This is a genomic window from Paenarthrobacter sp. TAF1, assembly GCF_052113825.1.
Lineage (GTDB): Bacteria > Actinomycetota > Actinomycetes > Actinomycetales > Micrococcaceae > Arthrobacter > Arthrobacter nicotinovorans.
Window position 1 is genome coordinate 124,084 of record NZ_JBFRDO010000005.1, and the last position, 23,891, is coordinate 147,974.

Consider the following 23,891-nt stretch of genomic DNA (forward strand, 5'->3'; position numbering starts at 1 on the left):
TGGCTTCCAAGCCATCCGGCAGGTGCCGGCAGCCGTACAATCCGCAGTACCCCCGAACGGCGGCGGAATTTTCAGTCCCTAAGACTATCCCACGCGCCCCACGGCCAGCCAAGGAAACCCGAGACCGGGCTATCCATTGGCTTTGACAGCGTACTGTCTTGGAGCCGTGAAGCGCGATGGGGACAACTGCCCCGCGCCGCGGTGCTGATGGCCTCAACATTGCGGTATCTGGTGGGGTCCGGGATCGCCCAGGGTGGTGTTGCCCTGCGCAATGAAGCGTCCGGCATTGGGACCGCTGGTCAGCCGGTACCACGCCGCGTAGTTCAGGTACGGGGTGCTGCGGTTGATGTAGCAATTGACCGTAAAGGAACCGTTTGACTCGTACTGCCACGGGGTGCCGTAGACCACGCCGTCACAGCGGTGGCCCGGCGTGTTCGGGTCCCAGGACGTCTGTCCCGATGCCGCTGTATCGGTGCACGTGCGGTAACTGCCGGGAGGCAAGGTGGCATCCCACGACGTCTTCTGCGGACCGCTCTGGGCACTGGCCGAAGCCACGGCTCCACCTTGGCCCACCGAGTTGAAGGTCTGGACCTCAATGGTCCGGGTCTGGTTGTAGCCGCCCGTGTTCACAACCCGGCTGCCGGAGGCGGATTCGTTGATCCACCCGGTGTCCGTTCCCCCGCCGGTGATCCTGATCTTGGTCGCGGCGACGTCGTTGCTGCCCGTGGAAGGCGAGGACCAGTTAAGGGTCAGCGTGGTTTGGTTCTGGCCACCGTTGGCACCGGACGCCGAGGGGGTGCCAGGCGAACCATACGGTGTGGTGGTGGCGGGTGCACTGGGATTGGAGCTTGGGGCTACCGTGGAAACGGCATTGACCGTGATGGTGGTGGCCTGCCCATTGGTGAAGCCGCTGACCGTCTGCCCTGGGCTGATGGGACCCGACTGTCCGGTACTGGCGACGTAGCGGTAGCTCACTTCGCTTTGGCTGGACCCATTGCGTTGACTTTGGTCGAGAACGGTGAAGTTGATGGTCACCGCACGACCTGCTCCCCCGGTGTTGGCCGGGGTTGCCGACACGTTGTTGACGGTGCCGAGCATGCCCGTGGCACGCCGGGGAGCGGAAGGCGCACTAACGCTTCCCTTTCCGGCCTTGTTCTCCGCTTGAACAGTGAATGTGTAGCCCTTTTCGTCGTTCTGTGCGGTGAAGACTGCGGAGCGGACGTTGCCTGGGATCGTTTGCGTCTGGGGCACCCCATTGCCACCACTCATGGTGACGTAGTACGCCTTGATGGGATCACCATTGACATCCGGTTCAGTCCAATCGGCGCGGATCTGGTTTTGGGCTCCCACGGACTGCACCACAGCGGTAGTGGGAGCCGCCGGTGCCCCCGGGAGGCCTGCGGGGTTGTCCTCAACGGAATACATGCCCCAATCGGAGGGCCCGAGCTCATTGACCGCTTGGGCACGCACCTTGTACTTCACACCGTTGGTCAGTCCCGGCCAGGTGTATGTGAGTCCTGTGACCTCGTTCTTCACGGCAATGCCGTTGGCCGGAGGCGGTGAGATTTCCAGGTTGTAGTGCTTCACCGGCGACCCCTCCGTCTTGGCGGGGGTCCAGGTGATTGCCATGTTCTTGTCCCCGGCCTTGACCGTGGGGGCATCCGGGGGCGAGGGCTTCTCGTCGGGCCGGATTTCGTTGGACGCCGTGGATGCCGGCGAGTCGCCTACCTCGTTCGTGGCGTAAACGGTGAAAACGTACTTCACGTTATTGGTCAGTCCGGACAGCGTGCAGGTGGTGGTCGGGCATACCTGCTCGAAACCTGCCGCCTTCACGGTGTACTTGGTGATGGCTGCGCCATTGTCCGACGGCGGCGTCCACTTGAGGACGGCAGTCCGGCTCCTGACGTCGGTCGCTACGGGGGCGGACGGAGCATCGGGCTTGTCCCGCACTGTGATGCGGACACGGCCGGTTGCTTGCCTGGAAGGGTCCTTGGTCTTGTCCAGCACCGTGTACCGGACCACCATGACACCCTTGAAACCATCGGAGGGGGTGACGGTGATCGATTCTCCTGACACCGTCGGCTGGCCGGCGGCGGACCCGGTCTCCACTGCGGCGTTCTCGATCGTCAATGGTGCGTCGTTGAAAGGATTGAAGTCGTTGGCGAGGACGTTCACTGTTTCCGAACGGCCCGCGTTGGCCTTCTCAACGGCGTCGTCGTTGGCAACCGGCCGCGGCCGGTTCGACGAGACGACGGTGGCGGTGACAGTTGCGCGCACCGCGTCGGAGCGGCCATCTGTGACCTTGAGCGGGAACGAGCCTACGGCCCCTGGATTGAGCGAGAGGTCCGGGGTGATCTTAAGGACGGTACCTTCCACTTTGGCCTGGAAACCTGCCGCTTGCTGGCCGTCGAGCTCGAACTTCAGGTTGCCCTGGTCCCTTTCGTCGACGTCCTTGGCCAGGTTGGCCAGTTCAACGTCCGTAGTCTCACCCTTGGGAGCTTCCACGGATGCTCCACTGAAGGTCGGCGGGTGGTTGGCGTTGGGGTCCGGAATGACCTTGGTAATGATGGTCAACGTGGATTTCAACCCTTGGGAGTCGTCCGGGCCGGAGCCGTCAGTTACCTCGAAGGTGATGGATCCGGGGCCAACGTAGTCGGCTTGGGCTACGTACCGCAGCGCGTTTCCATCACCGGAGATGACGTTTGAGGGGTCCCCGCCTTGAACGCGGATCTTGTCCGCCACGGTGATGCGGGCCTGGCGGCCTTCCCGGACGCGGACATATTCCTGCAGCGCCAGCGTGACGTCCTTGCCGGACATCACTTCCACAGGTTCTGTTTTTGCCAGGGTCGGGTACTGGAGGCCCTGGCCTGGAATCCACATCACGGCGGTGGCTGACTGACCGTCCATGTCCGTGACGGTGTACGGGATCAGTTGCTCTTGCGGGACGAGGGTCACTACCACGTTGCCGGCGGTACCTACCCGTGCGTTTGGATTTCCATCCGGCAGTGAAATGGTGAGGTCCTCGGCAACGCCGTCGGGGTCGGAGTCGTTCTTCAATACCGGAACGTCGACGGCGGTCTTGCCCAACGTCTCAGCCAGTGTGACGCGGTCGTCCACAGCCACAGGAACGTGAAGGGCCGCCGTTGGACTTGTCTGGACCCTGACCACCGCGCTGGCTTCGGCCTTTTTGTCGTCCTGGATCCGGTAACTGATGCTCTCGGTTCCGGCAACGCCGGGTGCCGTCAGCAGGATCTTGCCGGAGGCAGCTTCCACCTGGAGATCAGGATTGGCTTCGAATGAATTGACCAGGCCGATGGGGTCGCCGTCCGGATCGGAGTCGTTCTTGAGGGCGTCCACCGCAATGCGGCGCCCCGGCCGGACATCAATGGCGTCATCGACGGCGATCGGCTTTTGGTTGTTGGCCTCTGCCGGAGCGATCCCCACAATGACGGTGCCTGTGTTTTCGGCGCCGATGCGGTCCCGCACGCGGTAGCTGAAGGTATCCGTCCCGGCAGACTTGCCGCCGGCGGTGAACTCCATGTAGCCGTCCCGCACCACAGCGGTGCCCATCGCGGGTGCTTTGTCCACGCCGATGAGCTGGACGGAGTCGCCGTCGGCGTCAATGCCGTCCAGCGGGACCGGGATCTTGACGGTCATCCCGGCGACGACCCGTGCGGTCAGGTTCCGGGGCTCAGGGCGGGTGTTGGTGGCGTCATCCCTGGCGCGGATGCGTATGGTCACCTGCTGCGAATCGGTCTGCCCCGAGGAGTTGCTGACCTTGTAGATCGCATACACCGTCTTGGGGACGTCGCCCGCAATGAAGCGCAGGTAATTGCCCGCGATGAACATCCGTCCGTCGGCCGCGTCCGGCTGCTGCGCCAGGACTGGATCGAGGGTCAGCTCACCGCCGTTGGGGTCGGAATCGTTCTCCAGGACGGGGATCGTGACCACATCGCCAACCCGTACTGAAACTTCGTCGGGCTTCGCCTGCGGTGCCTGCAGCTTGCTGGGGGCGGGGACCACCTGGACCGAGATGTCTCCGGTGGCGGAGGCCTTGCCATTCGAAATCGTGTACTTGAGGGAAAGTTGCCCCGTGGCATGGATATCGGTGATCTTGACCACCGAGTGGTCCAGCACCGCCACCGTGACTGGCAGGCCGTCCGCGGCTGTCACGGACTGGACAACCAGCACGCCGCCGGCCGGGTCCGAGTCGTTGCCAAGCACGTCCACCACTGTGCTGCCGCCGCTGGGAAGAAGGGCGATATCGCGCACCGCCACGGGCGCGCCGTCGTTGCTGCCGGACACGACGTCGACGCGCACCAGCTGCTGCGCGCTGGCAGGTCCGTTGGTGACCATGTAGGTGACGTAGTGCGGACCGACACTCGTGGAGTTGAACGAGAAGGTCTGCTGGTCCGGACCTATCACGGCCGTCGCCTGGTCATCCGCCTGCGCCTGAGCCAGGCGGAGCGTGCCTCCCTGTGGATCGGAGTCGTTCTTGAGGGGTGCAATAACCGTGTCCTGGCCGGCGACGGCCACCACGTGGTCTGCGTCGGCAATGGGTGGCAGGGCTCCCGGCGCACGGACATCCACGCTGATCCGCCCCTCGGAGCTCAACGTGCCATCGGAGACCGTCACGGAAATCGTCTTCTTCCCCGGACCGGCCCCCGAGTCCTGGAACGTCAAAAGCCCGTCGGGCCTGATCCGCACCTGGTCCGCGGGATCGCTGCTGCTGGCCGCCACGGCGAACAGGTCATCGCCGTCGGGGTCGATCCAGTCACTGAGGATGTACTGGTTGGCGATCTTTCCCGCCTGCACCACCAAGGCGTTGTTCCGGTTGGGCTTCTGCTGCGGTGCGGCGTTCTCACCGGGGGGAACGATCCTCAGATCCACGGTGGTCGAGGCAGTCCCTCCTCGGCCGTCATCCACGGAGTACTTGAACGATTCGCTCCCGGACTGATCGGCAGGAACCGTGATCTGGAATCCCGTGCCGCCGTAGACGGGGGCCAACGCCCCTGATTTGAGCACCTGGTCGGCCGAGACGGTCAGGACATCGCCGTCGGAGTCGGCGTCGTTGTCAAGCACGGGCAGGAGCGTTGTCTTACCCGCCCGCACGCCAAAAGCGTCCGGCTTCGCGACAGGTGGAGTGTTCGGTTTGCTGCGGTCCGGAAGGACTGTCTGCTGGACTTCGTCCGCGGAGTCCTTGTCGGCGTCGTCAGATGTTTGCTGGGGTGGGATGACGTCGTCCCAGTTGTTGACCAGCTGCATGTTCTGGTTGACCATCCAGACGTTGCCGGAGTTGACGTCGTTCAGTACCACGAGGTCCCGGTTGACCCGGAAAACGTACGACGGCGACGCACTCGCCTTGGGGACGTCAGCGCGGCGGTTGTCAGCCTCGTTCGTGCACTCGCGCAGGTACTTGTTGGCCCCGGACCAGGCCGCGTAGGTGCAGGAGCCCAGGTGGACAGGCGCTGCGGGCACGCCTTCGCCGTCAGCTCGGATGGTTTTGGCTGTGCCGCCGTCCAGGGGCTGCAGCAACAGTGCCTTCTTGGTGGCGATGGCCACGAAGTCCGCGGCAGTCCCGCTCTGTTGGAGCTTGGCGTCGCGGGCGTCGTCCAAGTGGACGGTGGCTCCGCCCGGCAGGACGATGTTTCCTGTGGCCTCGTTGAGGACCACAGCTTTGTCCCCCACCGCGGTCAGCTGGAGGTCGCCGGCGCCCTTCAGCGCATCATCCTTGCGAACCTGGGAATCCACCGACTGGCCGTTGGCGTCGACTTTGGTGGCCGTCAGGCTGCCGGTCTCCGGATCCACGGTGTGGATGGTGTCATCGGTGCCAACGACGGACACGATGCCGGTGGACTGTTCCAGGACGGGCTCGGCCTCGTCACTGAATCCGCCGACCGAACCGGCTGTGAGCGCCCAGACTTTGCCCTTGGAGGGATCGGTGACGGCCAGGACCTTGTTGCCGAAGCTTACAGCTGCCGACCCCGGGAGCTTTTGGTCTCCGCCCAGGCGCATGTTGGCGGCGCTGACGGGATTGATGGTGGCGCCGTCGGCATCATCAATGAACACGTCACTGGCCTGTTGAAGGATGTCGAAGTCCTTGCTGGCCGGAGTGACGGCACCATCCAGGGACTTGGACGGATAGTTGAGCCGGCCGGCGGCATTCTTGGACTTGCTGACTACCCAGACACCGCCGTCGTTCAGGTCCACTTCAGTGGTCTTGAACCCGGGGTAAAGAATGGCACCCGTCACGAGCACTGCTGCGGCGGCTGTGAAGGCGGTAGCCGTGATAACCCTCCGCCGCCGGATCTTGCCACGACGATTCCCGGACCCATTGGTCAGAGTCATCCAAATTCCCCACTTTTAGGCAGCCAGCACCGAACCCCGGGCCATCACAACACAAACAAGCTAAGAGTACCGGGTTAATCCATCGATTAGCCAAGAGTGCGCAACATGGGCTGCCAGGAACGCAACAGTCCGTGGGGCCCGCCCAGCGATGGGCGGGGAACGTCGGGCATTGCCCGGGAACGAGCAGTCCTAGTCGAGAACCAGGCCCTTGCCACGGCCGCGGGCCAGCATGACCGGATGGATCTCGCCAAAGCCACGGACGTTCTCCGACTTCTGGGGCACCAGCACGAAGCGGTCGTCCTGGCCGAGGGCAGCTGCGGTCATGGCGTCCACCAGCACCGTCCCGGGCTGGGCGAGCGTCGTGAGGCGCGCGGCCAGGTTCACGGTGGGACCATAAATGTCCCCGAGCCGCGAAAGAATGCGTCCCCACACCATGGAAACCCGGCATTGGGGCAGGATCTCGTCCTCGGTAAAGGCCTGCGCCAAAGCAAGCGAGATCTCGGCCCCGGCGGCCGGGGTCTCGGCAATGTACAGCACTTCGTCGCCGACAGTCTTGACCAGTCGACCACCGCCAACGGAGATGATTTCGGCGCATTTGTTCTCGAAGCGCTGCACCAACTGGGCCAGCGTCTTCTCGTTCATCCGCCGGGAAAGGCTGGTGTAGGAGACGAGGTCCGCGAAGCCCACTGCGCGCGCCAAGGGCAACGGGGAGTCGTCCTCGTCCCCTTCGCGGCCTTCCTCGCTGGCCTGCAAACCGGCTTCGGCCCGGACAGCGAGCCGTTGGACGCCGGCGTTGAGCTGGCGTCGGTACGAATAGACGAGGATCTCTTCCAAGGAATCCACCAGTGACGGCAAGCGTCCCACCAGTTGCTTCCGCGCAACGGCATCCGGAATACCCTGTTCGGACACCATGTCCTCGACCAACGCTTCGATCTGCCAGACCACCATGCGGTCTGTCATCTGGCCGATGGATCGGGTCACGGAGATCGCGGCTTCTTCGGTCAGGATGCCGGCGCGCACCAGGTCCAGGATGCTGGACAGTGCAGCCTGGTCGCGCTCGGTGAACGCCACGTCCTCGTCATTGAAGTTCGGGAAACCCAGCGCGCGCCACACCTTACGGGCAGACAAAATGGAAACGCCCGCGCCAGCGGCCACTTCACGACGACGCAGCTTCCGTTCGCCGCCAAGAAGCTTTGCCTCCAGGGCCTTGATCGCCAGCCGCTCTGCCGACATCACGCCAGTGGGCGGGCCTGTAGGCACGGGAGCCTGGGAGGACCCGGCGGCTGTGTCGTCGTCGTCCGTGTCGTCTTCTTCCGTGTCGTCGTCCACTGAAGGCTCGGGTACGGCGTCGAACTCCTGGTCCAGGTCCTCGCCGGACTGCTGATCCTCAACGCTCATCTCATCCACCTTCTCTCAATTCCCACGGCAATTCTTCATAGTCCCCCAGCAGTTCACCCTCAAAAACCTCACCTTGCGGGAGTTCGTCCAACGCGTCAAGGATGAAGCCCCTGAATTTCCCCACCTCCGGGACATCTGCCAGCAGCGCTGTTCCGGAATGCCCGGTATCCAAGGATATATTCCCTGAGTGCAATGTCCGTTGGAGCAGGCTCTGATGGACTTCCACATGGCGGATGGCCGCCAGGGAAATCTGCCAGTCGTTGCGCCTGAACATTCCGTATCTGGCAAGTATGCGTCGACTGGTGAGGGTGTATCTGATGGATCGCCATTTCAGTACCCGCTTGATGCTGTAGGCCAGCAGGAACCACGCCGCCAGCACCACGCACGCACCCACGAGCCACGGTGTCCACTCCGTTGATATGAAGGGCACCAGCCGCTGGGCGTTGCCCTTGATGACCCAGGCACAGGCATAGGCAGCGACGGCAGGAACCACAATGAAGGCCAGCACTGGAAAGAAGAGCGAGCGGGCCTGTTGACGCGTGATGGTGATGACCTGCTCCCCCGGAAGCAACTCTTTACGCATAACCGCTTTCTGTGGCGCGGAGGTGCACCACATCGCCGGCAGTTATGACGTGTTCCCGGCCACTGTGGTCCACCACCAGCAACGAACCATGCTCATCCAGGCGGGACGCGTGGCCGACCAGCTCGAGGTCGCCCGGCAGATGCGCGCGCACCTCCCGGCCCAAGGTGACCATGGCCGATTCGACCCGCTTATGCAAGGACGCTCCCCCGGCCAAACCGGCCGAAGGGTCACCCTCGGAGTTGCAGAAGCTGCGGTAAAGCCGGGCGAAACGCGACAGGTAGCTTTTCAGCAGCGTGGTGCGGTCCGTCGTCGTGGCTCCTTCGACGGCGAGCGATGTCGCAGAAGGTACGGGGAGCTCGTCCTCGGCGAGAGAGACATTCAGTCCCACCCCGAGGATCACCGCTGGGACAGATCCGTCCCCGAGAGGCGTCATCTGGGCAAGGATGCCGGCGATCTTCCGCCCGTTAACAAGGACATCATTCGGCCATTTGATGTCGGCCGGCAGCCCGGCCGTTTCCTGCAGGGCTTCGCGCAGGGCAACGGCTGCGAGAAGTGACAGCCACGAGTAGCTTTGGGTCGGAACGGGCATTCCTTGGGACGTCACGGGCCGCAGCACGATCGAGACTGAGACCGCAGAGCGCTCCGGGGCTTCCCAGTGCCGGTCCAGGCGTCCGCGTGCGGCCGTCTGGTGTTCGGCCGTCAGCACCGCGAGATCGGCCCACTTGCCCGGCTCTACCGTCACGGCCCGAACCAGGTCCGCGTTCGTGGACCCTGTGGAGTCCACAATCTTCAGTTGCGAGATGCCGGCGGAGGACAGGAAGTCCGGATCCAGCAGCGCCGCGCGGTCCAGTGCGGGCCGCTCCATGCCGCTGGGCGGGTCAACTGCTTCGCTGCTGTCTGGCTGTTCGGCATCCATAGCTGAATCCTATCCAGTTGTGCCGTCCAGGAATGCCGGCGGCCCTGAAAAGAACCCGTGAAAACGCTTAGAGGAAGATGTCCGGCACCAGGCGGTCTTCCGGCGCACCGAGGCTGTAGGGGGAAAAGTCGGATACGCCGGCCGCTCGCAGGACCTGCTCATCCGTATAGAAGTTGCCTGTGGCTCCGGACCCCGTCAGCACTGCATGCGCTGCGTCGGCCATGATTTCGGGGCCACGGGCTGCCTGTACCATTTGACGCCCACCGGGCATGTTGCGGATCGCGGCGGTGTCGATCAGGGTGCATGGCCACAACGAGTTGACCGATACGCCGTCGTCCTTCAATTCTTCCGCGAGGCCCAGGGTCGTCAGGCTCATCCCGTACTTGGCCATGGTGTAGGCCAGGTGCATCCCTGCCCACTTCGGGTCGAGGTTCAGTGGCGGGGACAACGTGAGGATGTGGCCGTGACTGGATTCCCGTAGGGCAGGCAGCGCCAGCTTGGACAACAGGAATGTTCCACGGACGTTGATGTCCTGCATGAGGTCGTACCGCTTCATGTCGACAGCGTCGGTGCGGGACAGGTCGATGGCCGAGGCGTTGTTGACCACGACGTCGATGCCTCCGAAACGCTCGACGGCGGCTGTGACTGCCGCGGCGACGTCGTCGTCATTGCGGACGTCCCCCACCAGCGGCAGGGCCTGGCCGCCGGCAGCGACCAACTGCTCCGCAGCCGTAAAGACCGTACCCTCCAGTTTCGGGTGGGGATCGCCGGTCTTGGCCATCAGGACGATGTTTGCGCCGTCGCGGGCCGCGCGGGTGGCGATGGCCAGCCCGATGCCACGGCTTCCGCCTGACATCAGGATGGTCCGGTCCTTGAGCGAACCCGTGGCGACGTAGGGGCTGCCACTCGGGGAAAGTGTGCTGGAAGCGTCGTTGCTTGAACTCATGGGGACACTCTAACCCAACTATGTTACCGACGGGTAACATAGTGAAGGATTTGGCTACGACGCGGAAAATTGTAGGGTTTCTACAGCGGTTCGCGGCAAAGGCGTCACTAGACTGGCCTGCGGGGCCTGTTCTTTGTACGGAAGCTACTTAAGTGAGCTTCTGTCCGCACCCAGGACTGCGCCAGCGAATATCAGCTACAGAGCCGGAGACACTTGATGAGCCACGATCTGACAACGACAGCGGGAAAGATTGCCGACTTCCGCGACCGCCAGGCACGGGCAGAGCAGCCTTCCGGCCCGGAAGCGGTTGAGAAGCAGCACGCACGCGGCAAGAACACCGCCCGTGAGCGCATCGACCTCCTGGTTGACCCGGATTCCTTCGTTGAGTTCGACGCCCTTGCGGTCCACCGTTCCACAGCCTTCGGCATGGAAAAGAAGAAGCCGCTCGGTGATGGCGTGGTCTCCGGTTACGGAACCGTAGATGGCCGCCTGGTGGCCATCTACAGCCAGGACTTCAGCGTCTACGGCGGCTCGCTGAGCCAGGTCAACGGCGAGAAAATCGTCAAGGTCCAGGAATTCGCCCTCCGCAACGGCTGCCCGGTTGTCGGCATCAACGACGGCGGCGGCGCGCGCATCCAGGAAGGCGTGGCCTCACTGGCCATGTTCGCGGACATCTTCCGCAACAACGTCCATGCCTCCGGCGTGGTCCCCCAGATCTCCCTCATCATGGGCCCTTGCGCCGGCGGCGCAGCCTACTCCCCCGCCCTGACCGACTACGTGGTGATGGTGGACAAGACCTCGCACATGTTCATCACCGGCCCCGACGTCATCAAGACCGTCACCGGTGAAGACGTGGACATGGAAACCCTGGGTGGCGCACGGCAGCACAACGCCACCACCGGTACCTCCACCTACTTGGCATCCGACGAGGCCGACGCGATCGAATTCGTGCGCGAACTCCTGGACTTCCTTCCGTCCAACAACCTCTCCGAGGCCCCGGTTGTTGAGCACGACCAGGAACTGGAACTCAACGACGACGACCTCGCCCTGGACTCGCTGATTCCGGACTCCGCCAACCAGCCCTACGACATGCGCAAGGTCATTGAGCAGATCGTGGACGATGCCCACTTCTTGGAGATGCAGTCGCTCTACGCGCCCAACGTGATCATTGGCTACGGCCGCGTCGAGGGACATACCGTGGGCATCGTCGCCAACCAGCCGATGCAGTTCGCCGGCACGCTGGACATCTCGGCCTCGGAAAAGGCGGCACGGTTCGTCCGCCATTGCGACGCCTTCAACGTCCCCATCATCACGCTGGTTGACGTCCCCGGCTTCCTGCCCGGCAAGGACCAGGAATTCCAGGGCATCATCCGCCGCGGCGCCAAGCTCCTCTACGCCTACGCCGAAGCCACGGTCCCCAAGCTCACCGTCATCACCCGCAAGGCCTACGGTGGCGCCTACATCGTGATGGGTTCCAAGAAGCTCGGAGCCGACCTCAACCTTGCCTGGCCCACGGCACAGATCGGCGTCATGGGCGCCCAGGGTGCCGTCAACATCCTCTACCGCCGCGATCTCGCTGCCGTCGCCGAGGCCGGTGGAGACGTAGAGGCCAAGCGCGCCGAGATCATCCAGGGCTACGAGGAAGAACTCCTCAATCCTTACCAGGCTGCACAGCTGGGCTACGTTGACGCAGTGATCGCCCCCTCGGACACCCGCCTGCAGATCATCCGCGGCCTGCGGGCCCTCCGCGACAAGCGCGCCAGCCTGCCCACCAAGAAGCACGGAAACATCCCGCTGTGACCGCACCCAAGCACCGCGCCGATTCCGCGCCGGACCAGTTGCCCGCCGAAGCAGCCGCCGAGCCCCTGTTCTCAGTGGTCAAGGGCGAACCGACGGCCGAGGAACTCGCGGCGATTGCCGCCGTCGTGGTTTCCCTCAACGCTCCGCAGGAAGCGGCTCCAACCAAGCCGAACGTCCGGCACTGGGTCCGTCGCCAACAACTGCGCCTGGACCCCAGCCCGGGTCCCGGCGCGTGGCGGCGCAGCCGGGGGTAGTTTTCCTACCGCCCAAGAGTTCAACAACCCTTTCACGTAGACGCGGACGCGGTTAGGCTCTGTGGGTGACTACTGCAAACACCCCCGTACGCCCAAAGTCCGCCATTGATGCCGTCGCTGACGCGTACACAGAAAAGCTGATCGAACTCAATCCCGGTTTCGCCACCACACTGGGCTTGCCAGGGCACGAAACGGAGTACCAGGACTACTCGCCTGCCGGGGCCGCAGCCCATGCGGAGGCCACAAGGTTGGCCTTGGACGCCCTGGCAGGCCTTGAGCCTTCCGATGATGTGGACGCCGTCACCCTCGACGCCATGCGCGAGCGGCTGGGCCTGGATCTTGAGATCCACGAGTCCGGCTGGGATGCCGCGGACCTGAACAACATCGCCTCTCCCGCCCAGGACATCCGCGCCGTTTTCGACCTCATGCCCACGGACACTGCGGAGCAGTGGGAACACATCGCCGGCCGCGCGGCCAATGTTCCCGGGGCCATCGAGGGCTACATTTCGTCCCTGCGCGCGGCCAAGGAAGACGGCAAGGTGGCCGCAGCCCGCCAGGTCCGGATTGTCATCGAGCAGACCGGCCGGTACGCCGCCGGGGACGGATTCTTCGCCAAGATGCTTGCCAACGCGGCCATTGATGGCGCGCCTCTGCCCGCCGGGGTCCAGGACAAGCTCGACGCCGGCACCGCCGCGGCACGCGCTGCCTACAGCTCATTGGGTGCTTTCCTGCGGGACGAACTGCTCCCCGCAGCCCCGGAAAAGGACGCAGTGGGACGCGAACGCTACGCCCTCGCATCCCGGTCCTTCATCGGCGCCGAAGTGGATCTCGAAGAAACCTACGCGTGGGGTGTCCAGGAGCTTGAGAGGCTCATCGGCGAGCAGGAGAAGGTAGCCGGACAGATCAAGCCCGGCGCGTCGATCGAGGAAGCCAAGAACATCCTCAACAACGATCCTGCCCGCCAGATCAAGGGCACCGACGCTCTCAAGGCCTGGATGCAGGAGCTCTCCGATCGCGCCGTCTCGGAACTCGCCGACGTCCATTTCGACATCCCCGACGTCATGAAGACGCTTGAGTGCATGATCGCCCCTACCGATGAAGGCGGCATCTACTACACCGGCCCGTCCGATGATTTCTCCCGGCCCGGCCGCATGTGGTGGTCCGTACCGGCCGGCGAAGACACTTTCACTACCTGGTCCGAAACCACCACGGTGTTCCACGAGGGCGTCCCCGGCCACCACCTCCAGGTAGCGACGGCAACGTACCGGCGCGAACTCCTGAACAACTGGCGCCGCAACGTGTGCTGGGTCTCCGGGCACGGCGAGGGCTGGGCACTCTACGCCGAGCAGCTCATGCTGGAACTGGGCTACCTCAAAGACCCGGGCGACCACATGGGCATGCTCGATGGCCAGCGCATGCGTGCAGCCCGCGTGGTGTTCGACATCGGCGTCCACCTGGAATTGCCCGTCCCCGAACGCTGGGGCACCGGAACCTGGACCCCGGAGAAGGGCTTCGACTTCCTCAAGGCCAACCTCGATATCAGCGAAGGCCAACTCCAGTTCGAATTCGCGCGCTACCTCGGCTGGCCCGGACAGGCTCCGTCATACAAGGTGGGGCAGCGCCWCTGGGAACAGATCCGCGCTGAACTCGAGTCGCAGGAGGATTTTGACCTGAAATCGTTCCACAGCAAAGCATTGAACATCGGCTCGGTGGGGCTGGACGTCCTGCGCCGGGCATTGCTGGGTTAGCCAAAACCCGCCCGGGACGGGCGTCCGGCGAGACGCACGCCACGTCCCGGGCGGGAATAACTTACACGCACGTAACATTTCTCAACGTCCGTTCGCTATGTTATTTGAGGTGCACCTACCGTGTTCCGGTGAGCACCTCAACCAACACCTCCCCTTCAGCTGGAAAATCCGGCTTCCGGCTCCCCAAGTGGGCCGGATCCTTCGGCGTCCAGATCATCGCAGCCCTCATCATCGGCCTCGTTCTCGGCCTGATCGCCAAGTACACGGGCAGCACCAAGACAGCCCCCAACGGTCTCGGCGCAACCCTCCAGACGATCGGCTCCAGCTACGTCTCGTTGCTGCAGACCGCCGTCGTTCCCTTGATTTTCACCGCCGTGGTGAGCTCCATCGCGAACCTGCGCCAGGTCTCCAACGCCGCGCGCCTCGCATGGAACACGCTGCTGTGGTTCGCCATCACCTCGCTGGTTTCGGTGCTCATCGGCATCGGCCTGGGCGTGCTCCTGCAGCCTGGCGCCGCCACGGGCATCACCCAGAAAGCCGAATACGCCGGCAAGACCGGTGACTGGTGGGCCTTCCTGATCGGCCTATTCCCGAAGAACTTCCTGGGCCTTGGTGCGAGCTCCACCGTCACGGAAAGCGCCAACGCAGCCACCACGGTGAGCACTTCCGTCAGCTTCAACGTCCTCCAGATCCTGGTGGTCGCGATCGCCGTCGGCATCGCAGCCCTCAAGGTGGGCAAGCAGGCTGAGGCCTTCCTGACCTTCAACGCTTCCGCACTGGCCGTCATCCAGAAGGTCCTGTGGTGGATCATCCGCATCGCCCCGCTGGGCACCATCGGCCTGATCGGCAACGCAGTTGCAATCTACGGCTGGGACACCATCGGCTCGCTGGGCAAGTTCACCGCCGCCATCTACATCGGCCTGGCCCTGGTGCTGTTCGTCCTTTACCCCATCCTGGTACGGGCTCACGGACTCTCCATCAAGCAGTACTTCTCCGGCGTCTGGCCGGCAGTGCAACTGGCGTTCGTCTCCCGCTCCTCCATCGGCACGCTGCCGCTCACGCAGCGCGTCACTGAACGGAACCTAGGCGTGCCCTCCGGTTACGCTTCCTTCGCAGTGCCCCTGGGCGCCACCACCAAGATGGACGGTTGCGCTGCCATCTACCCGGCCGTTGCCGCAATCTTCGTAGCGCAGTTCTTCGGCATCAACCTGGACTTCACCCAGTACCTGCTCATCGTGCTGGTCTCCGTCCTCGGTTCCGCCGCTACGGCAGGTACCACCGGCGCCGTCGTCATGCTGACGCTGACCCTGTCCACGCTGGGACTGCCGCTGGCCGGCGTCGGCCTCCTGTTGGCCATCGACCCCATCCTGGACATGGGCCGCACGGCCGTCAACGTGGCAGGCCAGGCCTTGATCCCCGCCATCGTGGCCAAGCGCCAGGGCATCCTGGACGAGTCGCTGTACAACGCGCCGCGCAACGGTGCCGCCTTCGCCGATGAGTACGCGGCAGACAAGGCAGCAGCTGAAGCCGACGAGCGTGAACTGGCCGGTTCCAAGGCCTAACGCCTGCCGTCCTCAGCGCCAGTGCGGACTGACGGAAATCCCCCGGGGAGATCTCCCCGGGGGATTTCCCCGTTAAAGGACCGAAAGCTGGATAGGCTCTGACCATGTTGATCGTCACCTCCAATGAAATCCCGGGCCACCGGATCGACGCCGTTTTCGGCGAAGTCATGGGCCTCACCGTCCGCTCGCGGGACATCGGTTCCCAGATGCTTGCCGGTTTCCGTTCCCTCGGCGGCGGCGAGCTGCCCGAAATGACCAAGGCACTCTACGAAAGCCGCCAGGAAGTCATGGCGCGCATGGTCAACGAGGCACAGCAGCGCGGCGCCAACGCCATCGTTGCCATGCGCTTTGACACCTCCGAAATGGGCACCAACTGGACCGAAGTCTGCGCCTACGGCACGGCCGTCTACGTCCTGCCCCTGGGCGAGGGCGAGCCCGGCGCCACGGGACAGTCGGTGTACCTGACAAAGACCGCCTCCCAGCAGCAGCCAGCCCCCGCGGCCCCGCCGCAGCAGCCGACTCCGCCGCAGCAGCCGACTCCGCCAGCCCCGCCTCAGCAGTTCTGATCTGAAGCTCCGATAGTCCCGCCCTCGTTCGAACGAGGGCGGGACTTTCCACATTCACCACCTTCAAATTGCGCAGAGTGCAAACTTGCACTTAGTGTAATTACGTGACCCAAAGCAACACCCACGATCCCGCCGCGGATTCCCCTGCCCTTTCCGGCGCCGGCACCCCATCACGGCGCGAGCTGAACAAAGCGGCCACCCGCAGCTCCATCGCGGCCGCAGCCCTGGACCTTCTGCGCAGCCAGGGGTCCGGCAACTTCACCGTCGAAGACATCGCTGCCGCCGCAGGTGTATCCCGGCGCACATTCTTCAACTACTTCCCCACCCTCGAAGCCGCCCTCGCCTCCGTGGCGGACGGCTTCATGGACCACGCATTGGAGCAGTTCCGGCTGCGCCCGGCGGACGAGTCCATCCTCGAATCAGCACAGGCCGCACTGATGGCCCTCGCTGACCCGATGTCCGTTGCCCCCATGGCCGAGTTGTTCAGCCTCACCCAGGACAACCGTTCGCTGGCCCGCTCCGAGCTTGAAGCCTGGGACCACTGCACGGAGCAGATCATCGACGCCGCCCGCACCAGATTGGGTTCCGGCGTCAGCGAGCTGTACCTCCACGCACTGGCGGGCTCGGTCATCTCCTGCGGCAAAGCCGCCATGAATGTCTGGTTCGCCGAACGCGGACCGGACCTCTCCTCCGAATCACTGGCGGCCCTGCGCCAGCACCTCATCGATGCGATGGGCCTCCTCGGCGCCGGCTTCGCGCCGCCGTCGGGCGCCTCCCGCCATCCCGTCCCCACCTCCGCCGCAACCACCACAGATCGGTTCTGACATGGCTTCGTTCCTCTACCGTCTCGGCAAGTTTTCATACCGCCGCCGCTGGCTGGTCATCTCGATATGGCTGGCCGTCCTGGTGGCAGTGGGCGGCTCGGCCGCAGCCTTCCACGGCACCATGTCCAACAACTTCACCATCCCGGGCACCGAAACCCAACGGATGGCCGACAAGCTCAAAGAAGCACTGCCTGACGCTTCCGGCGGGTCAGCCTCCGTGGTCTTCGACGCCGGGGATGCCGGATTCGACCAGGCCAAGAAGGACGCAGTGTCCGCAGCCCTTGAGAAGCTCAAGAGCCTGCCGGACGTCCAGGGAACGGTCAACCCCTTCACCACGCAGGAGCAGCTGGACAAGGCACCCGGCGACATCGCCGCCGGCGAAGCCAAAGCCGCCGAAGGCAAGGCCCACTTGGACGCGGGCCGCGCGCAGCTGACCGCAGGCGAAGCACAGCTTGCCGGCGTGGAGCAGCAGCTTGCAGCATCCGGCCTTACGCCCGCCCAGATCGAAGCGCAACTGGCTCCGCAGCGCGCTGAACTTGCCGCAACCAAGGAAAAGCTCGACGCCGGGGCGAAGGAAGCCGCCGACGGCGCCGCGGCATTGGCGCTCGGCAAACGGCAGGCTGAAGCCTCCGAGGGGCTGCGTTTCGTCTCCAACGACAACAAGGCCGCCGTCGCGCAGGTCCAGTTCAAGACCTCCATCAATGCCGTCGATCCCGCTGTTCGCGAAGAAGTCCAGGAGATCGTGCACGGCGTTTCCTCGGCAGGCGTCACAGCCTACGCCAGCAAGGAGATCACCGAGGACGTCTCGGAAATCTTCGGCATCGCTGAAATCGTCGGCGTCGCCGTCGCGGCCCTCGTCCTGATCCTCATGCTCGGCACCCTTATCGCCGCCGGCCTGCCGTTGCTCATGGCCCTGATTGGCGTGGCAGTGGGTGTGGGTGGAACGTTCGCACTCACCGGCGTCATCGACATGAGCTCCATCTCCCCCATGCTCGCGCTGATGCTCGGCCTCGCAGTGGGCATCGACTACTCCCTCTTCATCGTCAACCGTCACCGCACCCAACTCCTCGCCGGCATGGACGGAGAAGAATCGGCCGCACTGGCTACCGGCACATCCGGCAACGCGGTGCTCTTCGCGGGCCTTACCGTGATCATCGCCTTGGCGGCCCTCGTGGTTCCGGGCCTGCCGTTCCTTGCTGTCATGGGTGTTGCCGCCGCAGCGACAGTTGCTGTCGCCGTCGTCGTGGCTTTGACCCTGACGCCCGCCGTCCTCGGCCTGATCGGCCGCAGGCTCATCTCCAAGCGCGCCTGGGCCAAGGCCGCCAAGCACAACGCCGAACCCGGCCACGAAGCTGCCGACCGCGAACTCGAAGAGAAGCGGAGCAGCGGCGGTTGGGGCGGCCTGGTGACGCGCCACCCATGGGTTTCCTTGATCGCAAGCGTCGTGCTGTTGGGCGCTTTGGCCCTGCCGGCTTCGCAGCTCCGCCTGGCCCTGCCCGACGGCGGATCGGAACCCGTCGATTCGCAGGCATACAAGGCCTACGACCTCACCCGCAGCAGCTTCGGCGAAGGCATGACCGGCCCGATCATCGTGGTGGGCGAATTCCCCGAGGGATTGAGCGACAACGACGCCAAGAACAAGCAGTACGACGTCTCCGACCAGCTCCGGAGCGTCGACAACGTGGTTGCGGCCGTTCCGGTTGCCCTGAGCGACGACCACCGTACCGCAGTCTTTCAGGTCATCCCCAAAGAAGGACCTGCCAGCGCCGGGACCGTCCAGGTTGTCTCTGATCTGCGGGCCAAGGGCACGGCCATCCACGACGACCTCGGCGTGACCATCGGCCTGACAGGCCAGACGGCAGGCAACATCGACGTCTCCGCCAAGCTCGGCGCGGCCCTGCCGCCGTACCTCGCGATCGTGGTGGGACTCTCCCTGATCCTGCTGCTCCTGGTGTTCCGCTCCATCGTGGTGCCGCTGCTGGCCACGGGTGGATTCCTGCTCTCCCTCGCCGCCGCCTTCGGCGCAGTGGTCGCCGTTTACCAGTGGGGCTGGCTGGGAGGAATCTTCGACGTCGCCAATCCGGGTGCCGTCCTGAGCTTCCTGCCCATCATCTTGATCGGCGTGCTGTTCGGCCTGGCCATGGACTACCAGGTGTTCATTACGTCCGGCATGCGGGAGTCCTTCATGCACGGTGAGTCAGCCAAGCACGCCGTCCGCTCCGGCTTCAGCCACGCCGCCGCGGTGGTGACCGCGGCCGCCATCATCATGGTCAGTGTGTTCTCCGGCTTCATCTTCAGCCACTTGACCATGGTCCGGCCGCTCGGCTTCGCGTTGGCATTTGGCGTGCTGATCGATGCGTTCGTTGTGCGCATGACAATCGTCCCGGCCATCATGTACCTGCTCGGCGAAAAGGCCTGGTGGCTCCCCAAGTGGCTTGGCCGGATCCTGCCGGACGTTGATGTTGAGGGCGCAAAGCTAAACCGCAGCGACCGCTCAAAGGACGGCGCCGAGGAACTGGTGCACTAACCCTTCCTCACATCACCACTGATAACCACGGACGCTCCCTCACTTGCTTCTCGCCAGTGAGGGAGCGTCCGGTATTTAAGGCCGGGATGTGAGGGAGGGTCTACGGCAAGCACGCAGGATGTGAGGGAGGGTCCACGGGAAGCACGCGGGATGTGAGGGAGGGTCATATTAGGCTGGGGAGCGTGACCCGATTGATCCTTGCCTCCCAGTCCCCCGCCCGTACCAAACTCCTCGCCGAGGCGGGGATCAGGCACGAGGTCCTGGTTTCGGACGTGGACGAGGACGCAGTACAGGCAAAGTACGGCGTGACCGACGCCCACGACACCGCGCTCCTGCTTGCCAGGGCCAAGGCGGAGGCCGTCGCTGCCCTGCCTGAGGCCGAAGGTGCCCTGGTGATCGGCTGCGACTCCGTGTTCGAGTTCGACGGCGAGTCCCACGGCAAGCCCTACACCGCGGAGGTTGCCCGCGAGCGGATGCTGCGCATGAGCGGCTCACAAGGCGTGCTGCACACCGGACACTGGCTGGTTGACTGCCGGGACACTGCCGCCAACGTGGAAAACGATGAACCCGCCGAAGGCACGGGCGCTACGGTGGGAGCGGTGTCGAGCGCCGAGGTGCACTTCGCATCGATGAGCGAGAACGAGATCAACGCCTACATCGCCACCGGTGAACCGCTCCACTGCGCTGGCTCGTTCACCATCGACGGATTGGGCGGGGCCTTCATCCGCAAGGTGGACGGGGACCCGCACGCCGTCGTCGGTCTTTCCATCTCCACCCTCCGCGACTTGCTGGTGCATGCCAAGGTGGGTATCACCGAACTGTGGGGCGCGGACAGCCAGTAGGGCAATTTGTAGCAACCCTACAAAGGAACATCGCCTCACACACGGAATCCCCCATCAATATGGGCGGAACCCTCACAATCGCGCTAGGCTCCCTGAAGGACAGAAGGAGTCAACAACTTGTCAGCTAACCCGGCGCAGCCCATTTCCAGCCCTCTTACCAAGGTCTTGATTGCCAACCGCGGCGAAATCGCGGTCCGCATCATCCGAGCCGCCCGGGACGAAGGCATTGCCTCCGTAGCCGTCTACGCAGACCCGGACCGCGACGCCCTCCACGTCCGCCTCGCCGACGAAGCGTACGCCCTGGGTGGGAACACGGCCGCTGAGTCGTACCTGGTGATGGACAAGATCATCGACGTCGCCAAGCAGTCGGGCGCGGATGCCATCCACCCCGGCTACGGCTTCCTGGCCGAGAACGCCGAGTTCGCCGCCAAAGTCATCGACGCCGGCATCAACTGGATCGGCCCGTCACCTGAGGCCATTTCGGCTTTGGGCGACAAGGTCCAGGCCCGCCACATTGCCGAAAAGGTGGGCGCACCCTTGGTCCCCGGCACGGCTGATCCCGTGGAATCCGCGGACGAAATCCTCAAGTTTGYCGAAGAATTCGGCCTTCCGGTTGCCATCAAGGCTGCGTTTGGCGGCGGCGGGCGCGGCATCAAAGTTGCGCGCACCATGGAGGAAATTCCGGAGCTTTACGAATCCGCCGTCCGCGAAGCCACTGCAGCCTTCGGCCGCGGCGAATGCTTCATCGAGCGGTTCCTGGACGCCCCCCGCCACGTCGAAACCCAGTGCCTGGCCGACGCCTACGGCAACGTGGTAGTGGTCTCCACCCGCGACTGCTCGTTGCAGCGCCGCAACCAGAAGCTCGTGGAAGAAGCCCCTGCCCCGTACCTGAGCGAAGAGCAGAACAAGCGCCTCTACGAATCCTCCAAGGCCATCCTCAAGGAAGCCAACTACCTGGGTGCCGGAACCTGTGAGTTCCTGGTGGGCCAGGACGGCACCATTTCCTTCCTCGAGGTCAACACGCGCCTCCAGGTGGAGCACTGTGTTTCCGAAGAGGTCACCGGCATTGACCTTGTCCGCGAGCAGTTCCGCATTGCCCGCGGCGAGGCACTTGGCTACGAGGACCCCGAGGTCCGCGGCCACTCCTTCGAGTTCCGCATCACCGGCGAAGACCCGGGCCGGAACTTCATGCCCGCGCCCGGTACGGTCACCACCCTGAAGAACCCCACGGGCCCGGGTGTCCGCGTGGATTCCGGCATCGAGCAGGGCGACGTCATCAGCGGCAACTTCGACTCCATGCTGTCCAAGCTGGTCGTCACCGGCGCTTCCCGCGAGCAAGCACTCCAGCGTTCACGCCGCGCACTGGAAGAAATGGTGGTGGAGGGTATCCCCACCGTCATCCCGTTCGACCTCGCAGTGGTCACCGACCCTGCTTTCGCTCCCGCGGAGGGCCCCTTCTCGGTCCACACCCGCTGGATCGAAACCGAGTTCGTCAACAGCATCCCGGCCTGGTCTGCTGCGGGCGCAGACGCCGGAACGCCCGACGCCGGTGAGCGCCAGCGCGTTGTCGTCGAGGTTGGCGGCAAGCGCCTTGAAGTGGTCCTGCCGTCCGGCCTGGGTGCCGGCGTCGCCACCGCCTCCGCCGGGACGGGTACGAAGTCCGGCAAGTCCAAGAAGCGTTCCCGCTCGGCAGGTGCTGCGGCTGCCGCTGCCGGCGGCGATGCACTGACCTCGCCCATGCAGGGCACCATCGTCAAGGTGGCGGCCTCCGAAGGTGACGTGGTGGCCGAGGGCGATCTGATCGTGGTCCTCGAAGCCATGAAGATGGAACAGCCCCTCACCGCCCACAAGTCGGGCACCGTCCGGGGCCTGTCTGCCAGCGCCGGGGAAACCGTGGCCGCCGGTGCGGTCATCGCGACCATCGAGGACTAGGAACCGACGCTTAACGACGCCGGCCCCGCACCTTTCGGTGCGGGGCCGGCGTCGTTATTGGGCAGCTTGTTCTTAAGGTTCTTAGGCGACGTTGTTCTCGTAGTCCGTGTCCTTGGTCTCCCGGGTGAGGAGCAAGGCAATGAAGGTGACCACGGCAGCGGCGGCCATGTAGACGCCCACCAACCAAGTGCTGCCGTTTGCCGCCGACCACAGGGCGATGGCCACGAAGGACGCAGGGGCCGCTCCGATCATGGACGACAGGTTGTAGGCGACAGCCGAGCCGGTGTAACGCACGTTCGCCGGGAAGAGCTCCGGCAGGATCGCCGCCATCGGGCCGAACGTCAGGCCCATGAGGGTGAAGCCCACGATCAGGCCCACCATGGCTGCGGCCTGGCCGGGTCCAAACATGGTGAACCAGAGGGCACCGAAAACGAAGATTCCGGCCGTGACGCCCAGCAGGAACTTCCGGCGGCCCCACTTCTCGGCCAGCGGGCCCGAAACCACAGTGAAGATGCCGAAGAAGACGACGCCGATGATCAGCATCCAGAGGAAGTCAGAGCGGGTGATGCCCAGCCCGGGGACGAACGCGGCGACCTGCTCGGCCGTCATCGGCTTGCCGGCCTTTTCGGCTGCGGCCTGGGCGCCGGCCAACGTTGGCTTGGTGCCGTAGGACAGCGTGAACGTGGTCATGATGTAGAAGAGCACGTACGTGGCGAACATGATGAACGTACCAGCGAGGACCGGGCGCCAGTGGCTCTTGAGCGTTGCAGCGAGGGGCAGCTTCTGGACCTTCTCCTGCTCGATGACCTTGGTGAAGGACACGCTCTCCACCAGCTTCAGGCGGACGTAGAGACCGACGATGACCAGCACGGCGCTGAGGATGAACGGCACGCGCCAACCCCAGGCAAGGAACTCATCAGCACTGAGCGCCACGTTCATCCAGATGAAGATCACGTTGGCGATGATGAAACCGATCGGCGCACCCAGCTGCGGGAACGTACCGTAAATTGCGCGCTTGCCTTCAGGCGCGTTCTCCGTTGCGAGCAAGGCAGCACCGGACCACTCGCCACCCAGGGCGAGGCCTTGGAAGAAGCGAAGCACGACCAGCATGATCGGCGCGAGGATGGCCCAACCCGGCATGGAGGCGGTGGGCAGGAGGCCGATGAGGAAGGTTGCAATACCCATGGTCAGCAGTGAGGCAACCAGGGTGCCCTTGCGGCCGATCTTGTCACCAAAGTGTCCGAAGACCACTGCGCCGATGGGACGCGCGAAGAAGGCTACACCGAAGATGGCGAAGGCGCTGAGCAGCGCGTTGATGTCGGTGGCGTCCGGGAAGAAGAGCTTGGGGAAGACGAGTACCGACGCGGTGGCATAGGCGTAGAAGTCGTAGAACTCGATCGTCGTGCCGATCAGGCTCGCGAAGATCACCTTGCCCCGCGAGTTCACTGGTTTAGTGGACTCGCCTTCCTTGGATGGTGCGGTGGAAGACATGTAGTTGCAGCTTTCGTTCATACCGGCCGATGCCCCTCGGAGCTTGCCCGGCGAAGGATTATTTGAGAGTTCAATAATAGTTCCCGCTGTCCATTGACTGGACAACCAAGTCCAATATGCGGACGAACGAGAAAATCCCACCATGCGGTCTGCG

Annotated in this window: 15 protein-coding genes; 9 read left to right on the top strand and 6 right to left on the bottom strand. The window is 64.3% G+C overall.

The genetic code is table 11. The annotated features are described in order from the left end of the window. Positions 1-213: 213 nt before the first annotated feature. From AB4Y81_RS08825 to AB4Y81_RS08845, 5 genes are all read right to left on the bottom strand, one after another. A complete protein-coding gene (locus AB4Y81_RS08825) occupies positions 214-6,348 on the bottom strand; it encodes an Ig-like domain-containing protein (RefSeq protein ID WP_441995691.1) in 6,135 nt (2,044 codons plus the stop codon). 189 nt (positions 6,349-6,537) lie between these two features. After that, positions 6,538-7,746 (bottom strand): adenylate/guanylate cyclase domain-containing protein, encoded by a 1,209-nt coding sequence (locus tag AB4Y81_RS08830; protein ID WP_055975213.1) that lies wholly within the window; start codon positions 7,744-7,746, stop codon positions 6,538-6,540. A gap of 1 nt (position 7,747) precedes the next feature. Continuing rightward, positions 7,748-8,329, bottom strand: coding sequence for a PH domain-containing protein (locus tag AB4Y81_RS08835; protein ID WP_189075855.1), 582 nt, complete (start codon positions 8,327-8,329; stop codon positions 7,748-7,750). Further along, the gene (locus AB4Y81_RS08840; protein ID WP_441995692.1) at positions 8,322-9,245 is read right to left on the bottom strand and encodes a biotin--[acetyl-CoA-carboxylase] ligase; all 924 of its coding nucleotides are present in this window, start codon (positions 9,243-9,245) and stop codon (positions 8,322-8,324) included. The genes AB4Y81_RS08835 and AB4Y81_RS08840 overlap by 8 nt, the downstream gene beginning before the upstream one ends. A 67-nt stretch (positions 9,246-9,312) precedes the next feature. Continuing rightward, on the bottom strand, positions 9,313-10,191 hold the full coding sequence (locus tag AB4Y81_RS08845; RefSeq protein WP_189075856.1) for an SDR family oxidoreductase: 879 nt from the start codon (positions 10,189-10,191) through the stop codon (positions 9,313-9,315). Positions 10,192-10,407: 216 nt separating this feature from the next. On the opposite strand from AB4Y81_RS08845, the gene AB4Y81_RS08850 reads away from it, so the two are divergent. The 9 genes from AB4Y81_RS08850 to AB4Y81_RS08890 all read left to right on the top strand — a co-directional run bounded on the left by AB4Y81_RS08850 (position 10,408) and on the right by AB4Y81_RS08890 (position 22,246). Then, complete coding sequence (locus AB4Y81_RS08850) at positions 10,408-11,991, top strand: acyl-CoA carboxylase subunit beta (RefSeq protein ID WP_018777398.1); 1,584 nt, start codon at positions 10,408-10,410, stop codon at positions 11,989-11,991. After that, positions 11,988-12,245 (top strand): acyl-CoA carboxylase subunit epsilon, encoded by a 258-nt coding sequence (locus AB4Y81_RS08855; protein WP_018777397.1) that lies wholly within the window; start codon positions 11,988-11,990, stop codon positions 12,243-12,245. Before AB4Y81_RS08850 ends, AB4Y81_RS08855 begins: the two co-directional genes overlap by 4 nt. Before the next feature lie 65 nt (positions 12,246-12,310). Continuing rightward, on the top strand, positions 12,311-13,993 hold the full coding sequence (locus tag AB4Y81_RS08860; RefSeq protein WP_441995693.1) for a DUF885 domain-containing protein: 1,683 nt from the start codon (positions 12,311-12,313) through the stop codon (positions 13,991-13,993). Positions 13,994-14,121: 128 nt separating this feature from the next. Continuing rightward, positions 14,122-15,555 carry a dicarboxylate/amino acid:cation symporter gene (locus AB4Y81_RS08865; protein WP_018777395.1) on the top strand — a complete coding sequence of 478 codons (1,434 nt, stop codon included), beginning with the start codon at positions 14,122-14,124 and terminating at the stop codon, positions 15,553-15,555. 104 nt (positions 15,556-15,659) lie between these two features. Then, a complete protein-coding gene (locus tag AB4Y81_RS08870) occupies positions 15,660-16,121 on the top strand; it encodes a YbjQ family protein (RefSeq protein ID WP_039240400.1) in 462 nt (153 codons plus the stop codon). A 104-nt stretch (positions 16,122-16,225) separates the two neighbouring features. After that, positions 16,226-16,945, top strand: a complete 720-nt coding sequence (locus tag AB4Y81_RS08875) for a TetR family transcriptional regulator (RefSeq protein ID WP_231949088.1) — start codon at positions 16,226-16,228, stop codon at positions 16,943-16,945. Position 16,946: 1 nt separating this feature from the next. Then, positions 16,947-19,472 (top strand): MMPL family transporter, encoded by a 2,526-nt coding sequence (locus AB4Y81_RS08880; RefSeq protein WP_441995694.1) that lies wholly within the window; start codon positions 16,947-16,949, stop codon positions 19,470-19,472. 182 nt (positions 19,473-19,654) lie between these two features. Further along, entirely contained in the window at positions 19,655-20,314 is a 660-nt protein-coding gene (locus AB4Y81_RS08885) for a Maf family protein (RefSeq protein WP_026267118.1), read from the top strand. A 117-nt stretch (positions 20,315-20,431) separates the two neighbouring features. Next, the gene (locus tag AB4Y81_RS08890; RefSeq protein WP_441995695.1) at positions 20,432-22,246 is read left to right on the top strand and encodes an acetyl/propionyl/methylcrotonyl-CoA carboxylase subunit alpha; all 1,815 of its coding nucleotides are present in this window, start codon (positions 20,432-20,434) and stop codon (positions 22,244-22,246) included. Positions 22,247-22,327: 81 nt separating this feature from the next. Here the strand turns inward: AB4Y81_RS08890 and AB4Y81_RS08895 are convergent, their stop codons facing one another. After that, positions 22,328-23,737: an MFS transporter gene (locus AB4Y81_RS08895; protein WP_026267117.1), complete on the bottom strand. Its 1,410-nt coding sequence runs from the start codon at positions 23,735-23,737 to the stop codon at positions 22,328-22,330. Positions 23,738-23,891: the final 154 nt, after the last annotated feature.

Bases quoted from the DNA above. Each gene is read 5' to 3' on its own strand.
- AB4Y81_RS08850 (WP_018777398.1), top strand. From the start codon at position 10,408: ATGAGCCACGATCTGACAACGACAGCGGGAAAGATTGCCGACTTCCGC.
- AB4Y81_RS08835 (WP_189075855.1), bottom strand. From the start codon at position 8,329: ATGCGTAAAGAGTTGCTTCCGGGGGAGCAGGTCATCACCATCACGCGT.
- AB4Y81_RS08825 (WP_441995691.1), bottom strand. From the start codon at position 6,348: ATGACTCTGACCAATGGGTCCGGGAATCGTCGTGGCAAGATCCGGCGG.
- AB4Y81_RS08870 (WP_039240400.1), top strand. From the start codon at position 15,660: ATGTTGATCGTCACCTCCAATGAAATCCCGGGCCACCGGATCGACGCC.
- AB4Y81_RS08895 (WP_026267117.1), bottom strand. From the start codon at position 23,737: ATGTCTTCCACCGCACCATCCAAGGAAGGCGAGTCCACTAAACCAGTG.
- AB4Y81_RS08830 (WP_055975213.1), bottom strand. From the start codon at position 7,746: ATGAGCGTTGAGGATCAGCAGTCCGGCGAGGACCTGGACCAGGAGTTC.
- AB4Y81_RS08880 (WP_441995694.1), top strand. From the start codon at position 16,947: ATGGCTTCGTTCCTCTACCGTCTCGGCAAGTTTTCATACCGCCGCCGC.
- AB4Y81_RS08845 (WP_189075856.1), bottom strand. From the start codon at position 10,191: ATGAGTTCAAGCAACGACGCTTCCAGCACACTTTCCCCGAGTGGCAGC.
- AB4Y81_RS08840 (WP_441995692.1), bottom strand. From the start codon at position 9,245: ATGGATGCCGAACAGCCAGACAGCAGCGAAGCAGTTGACCCGCCCAGC.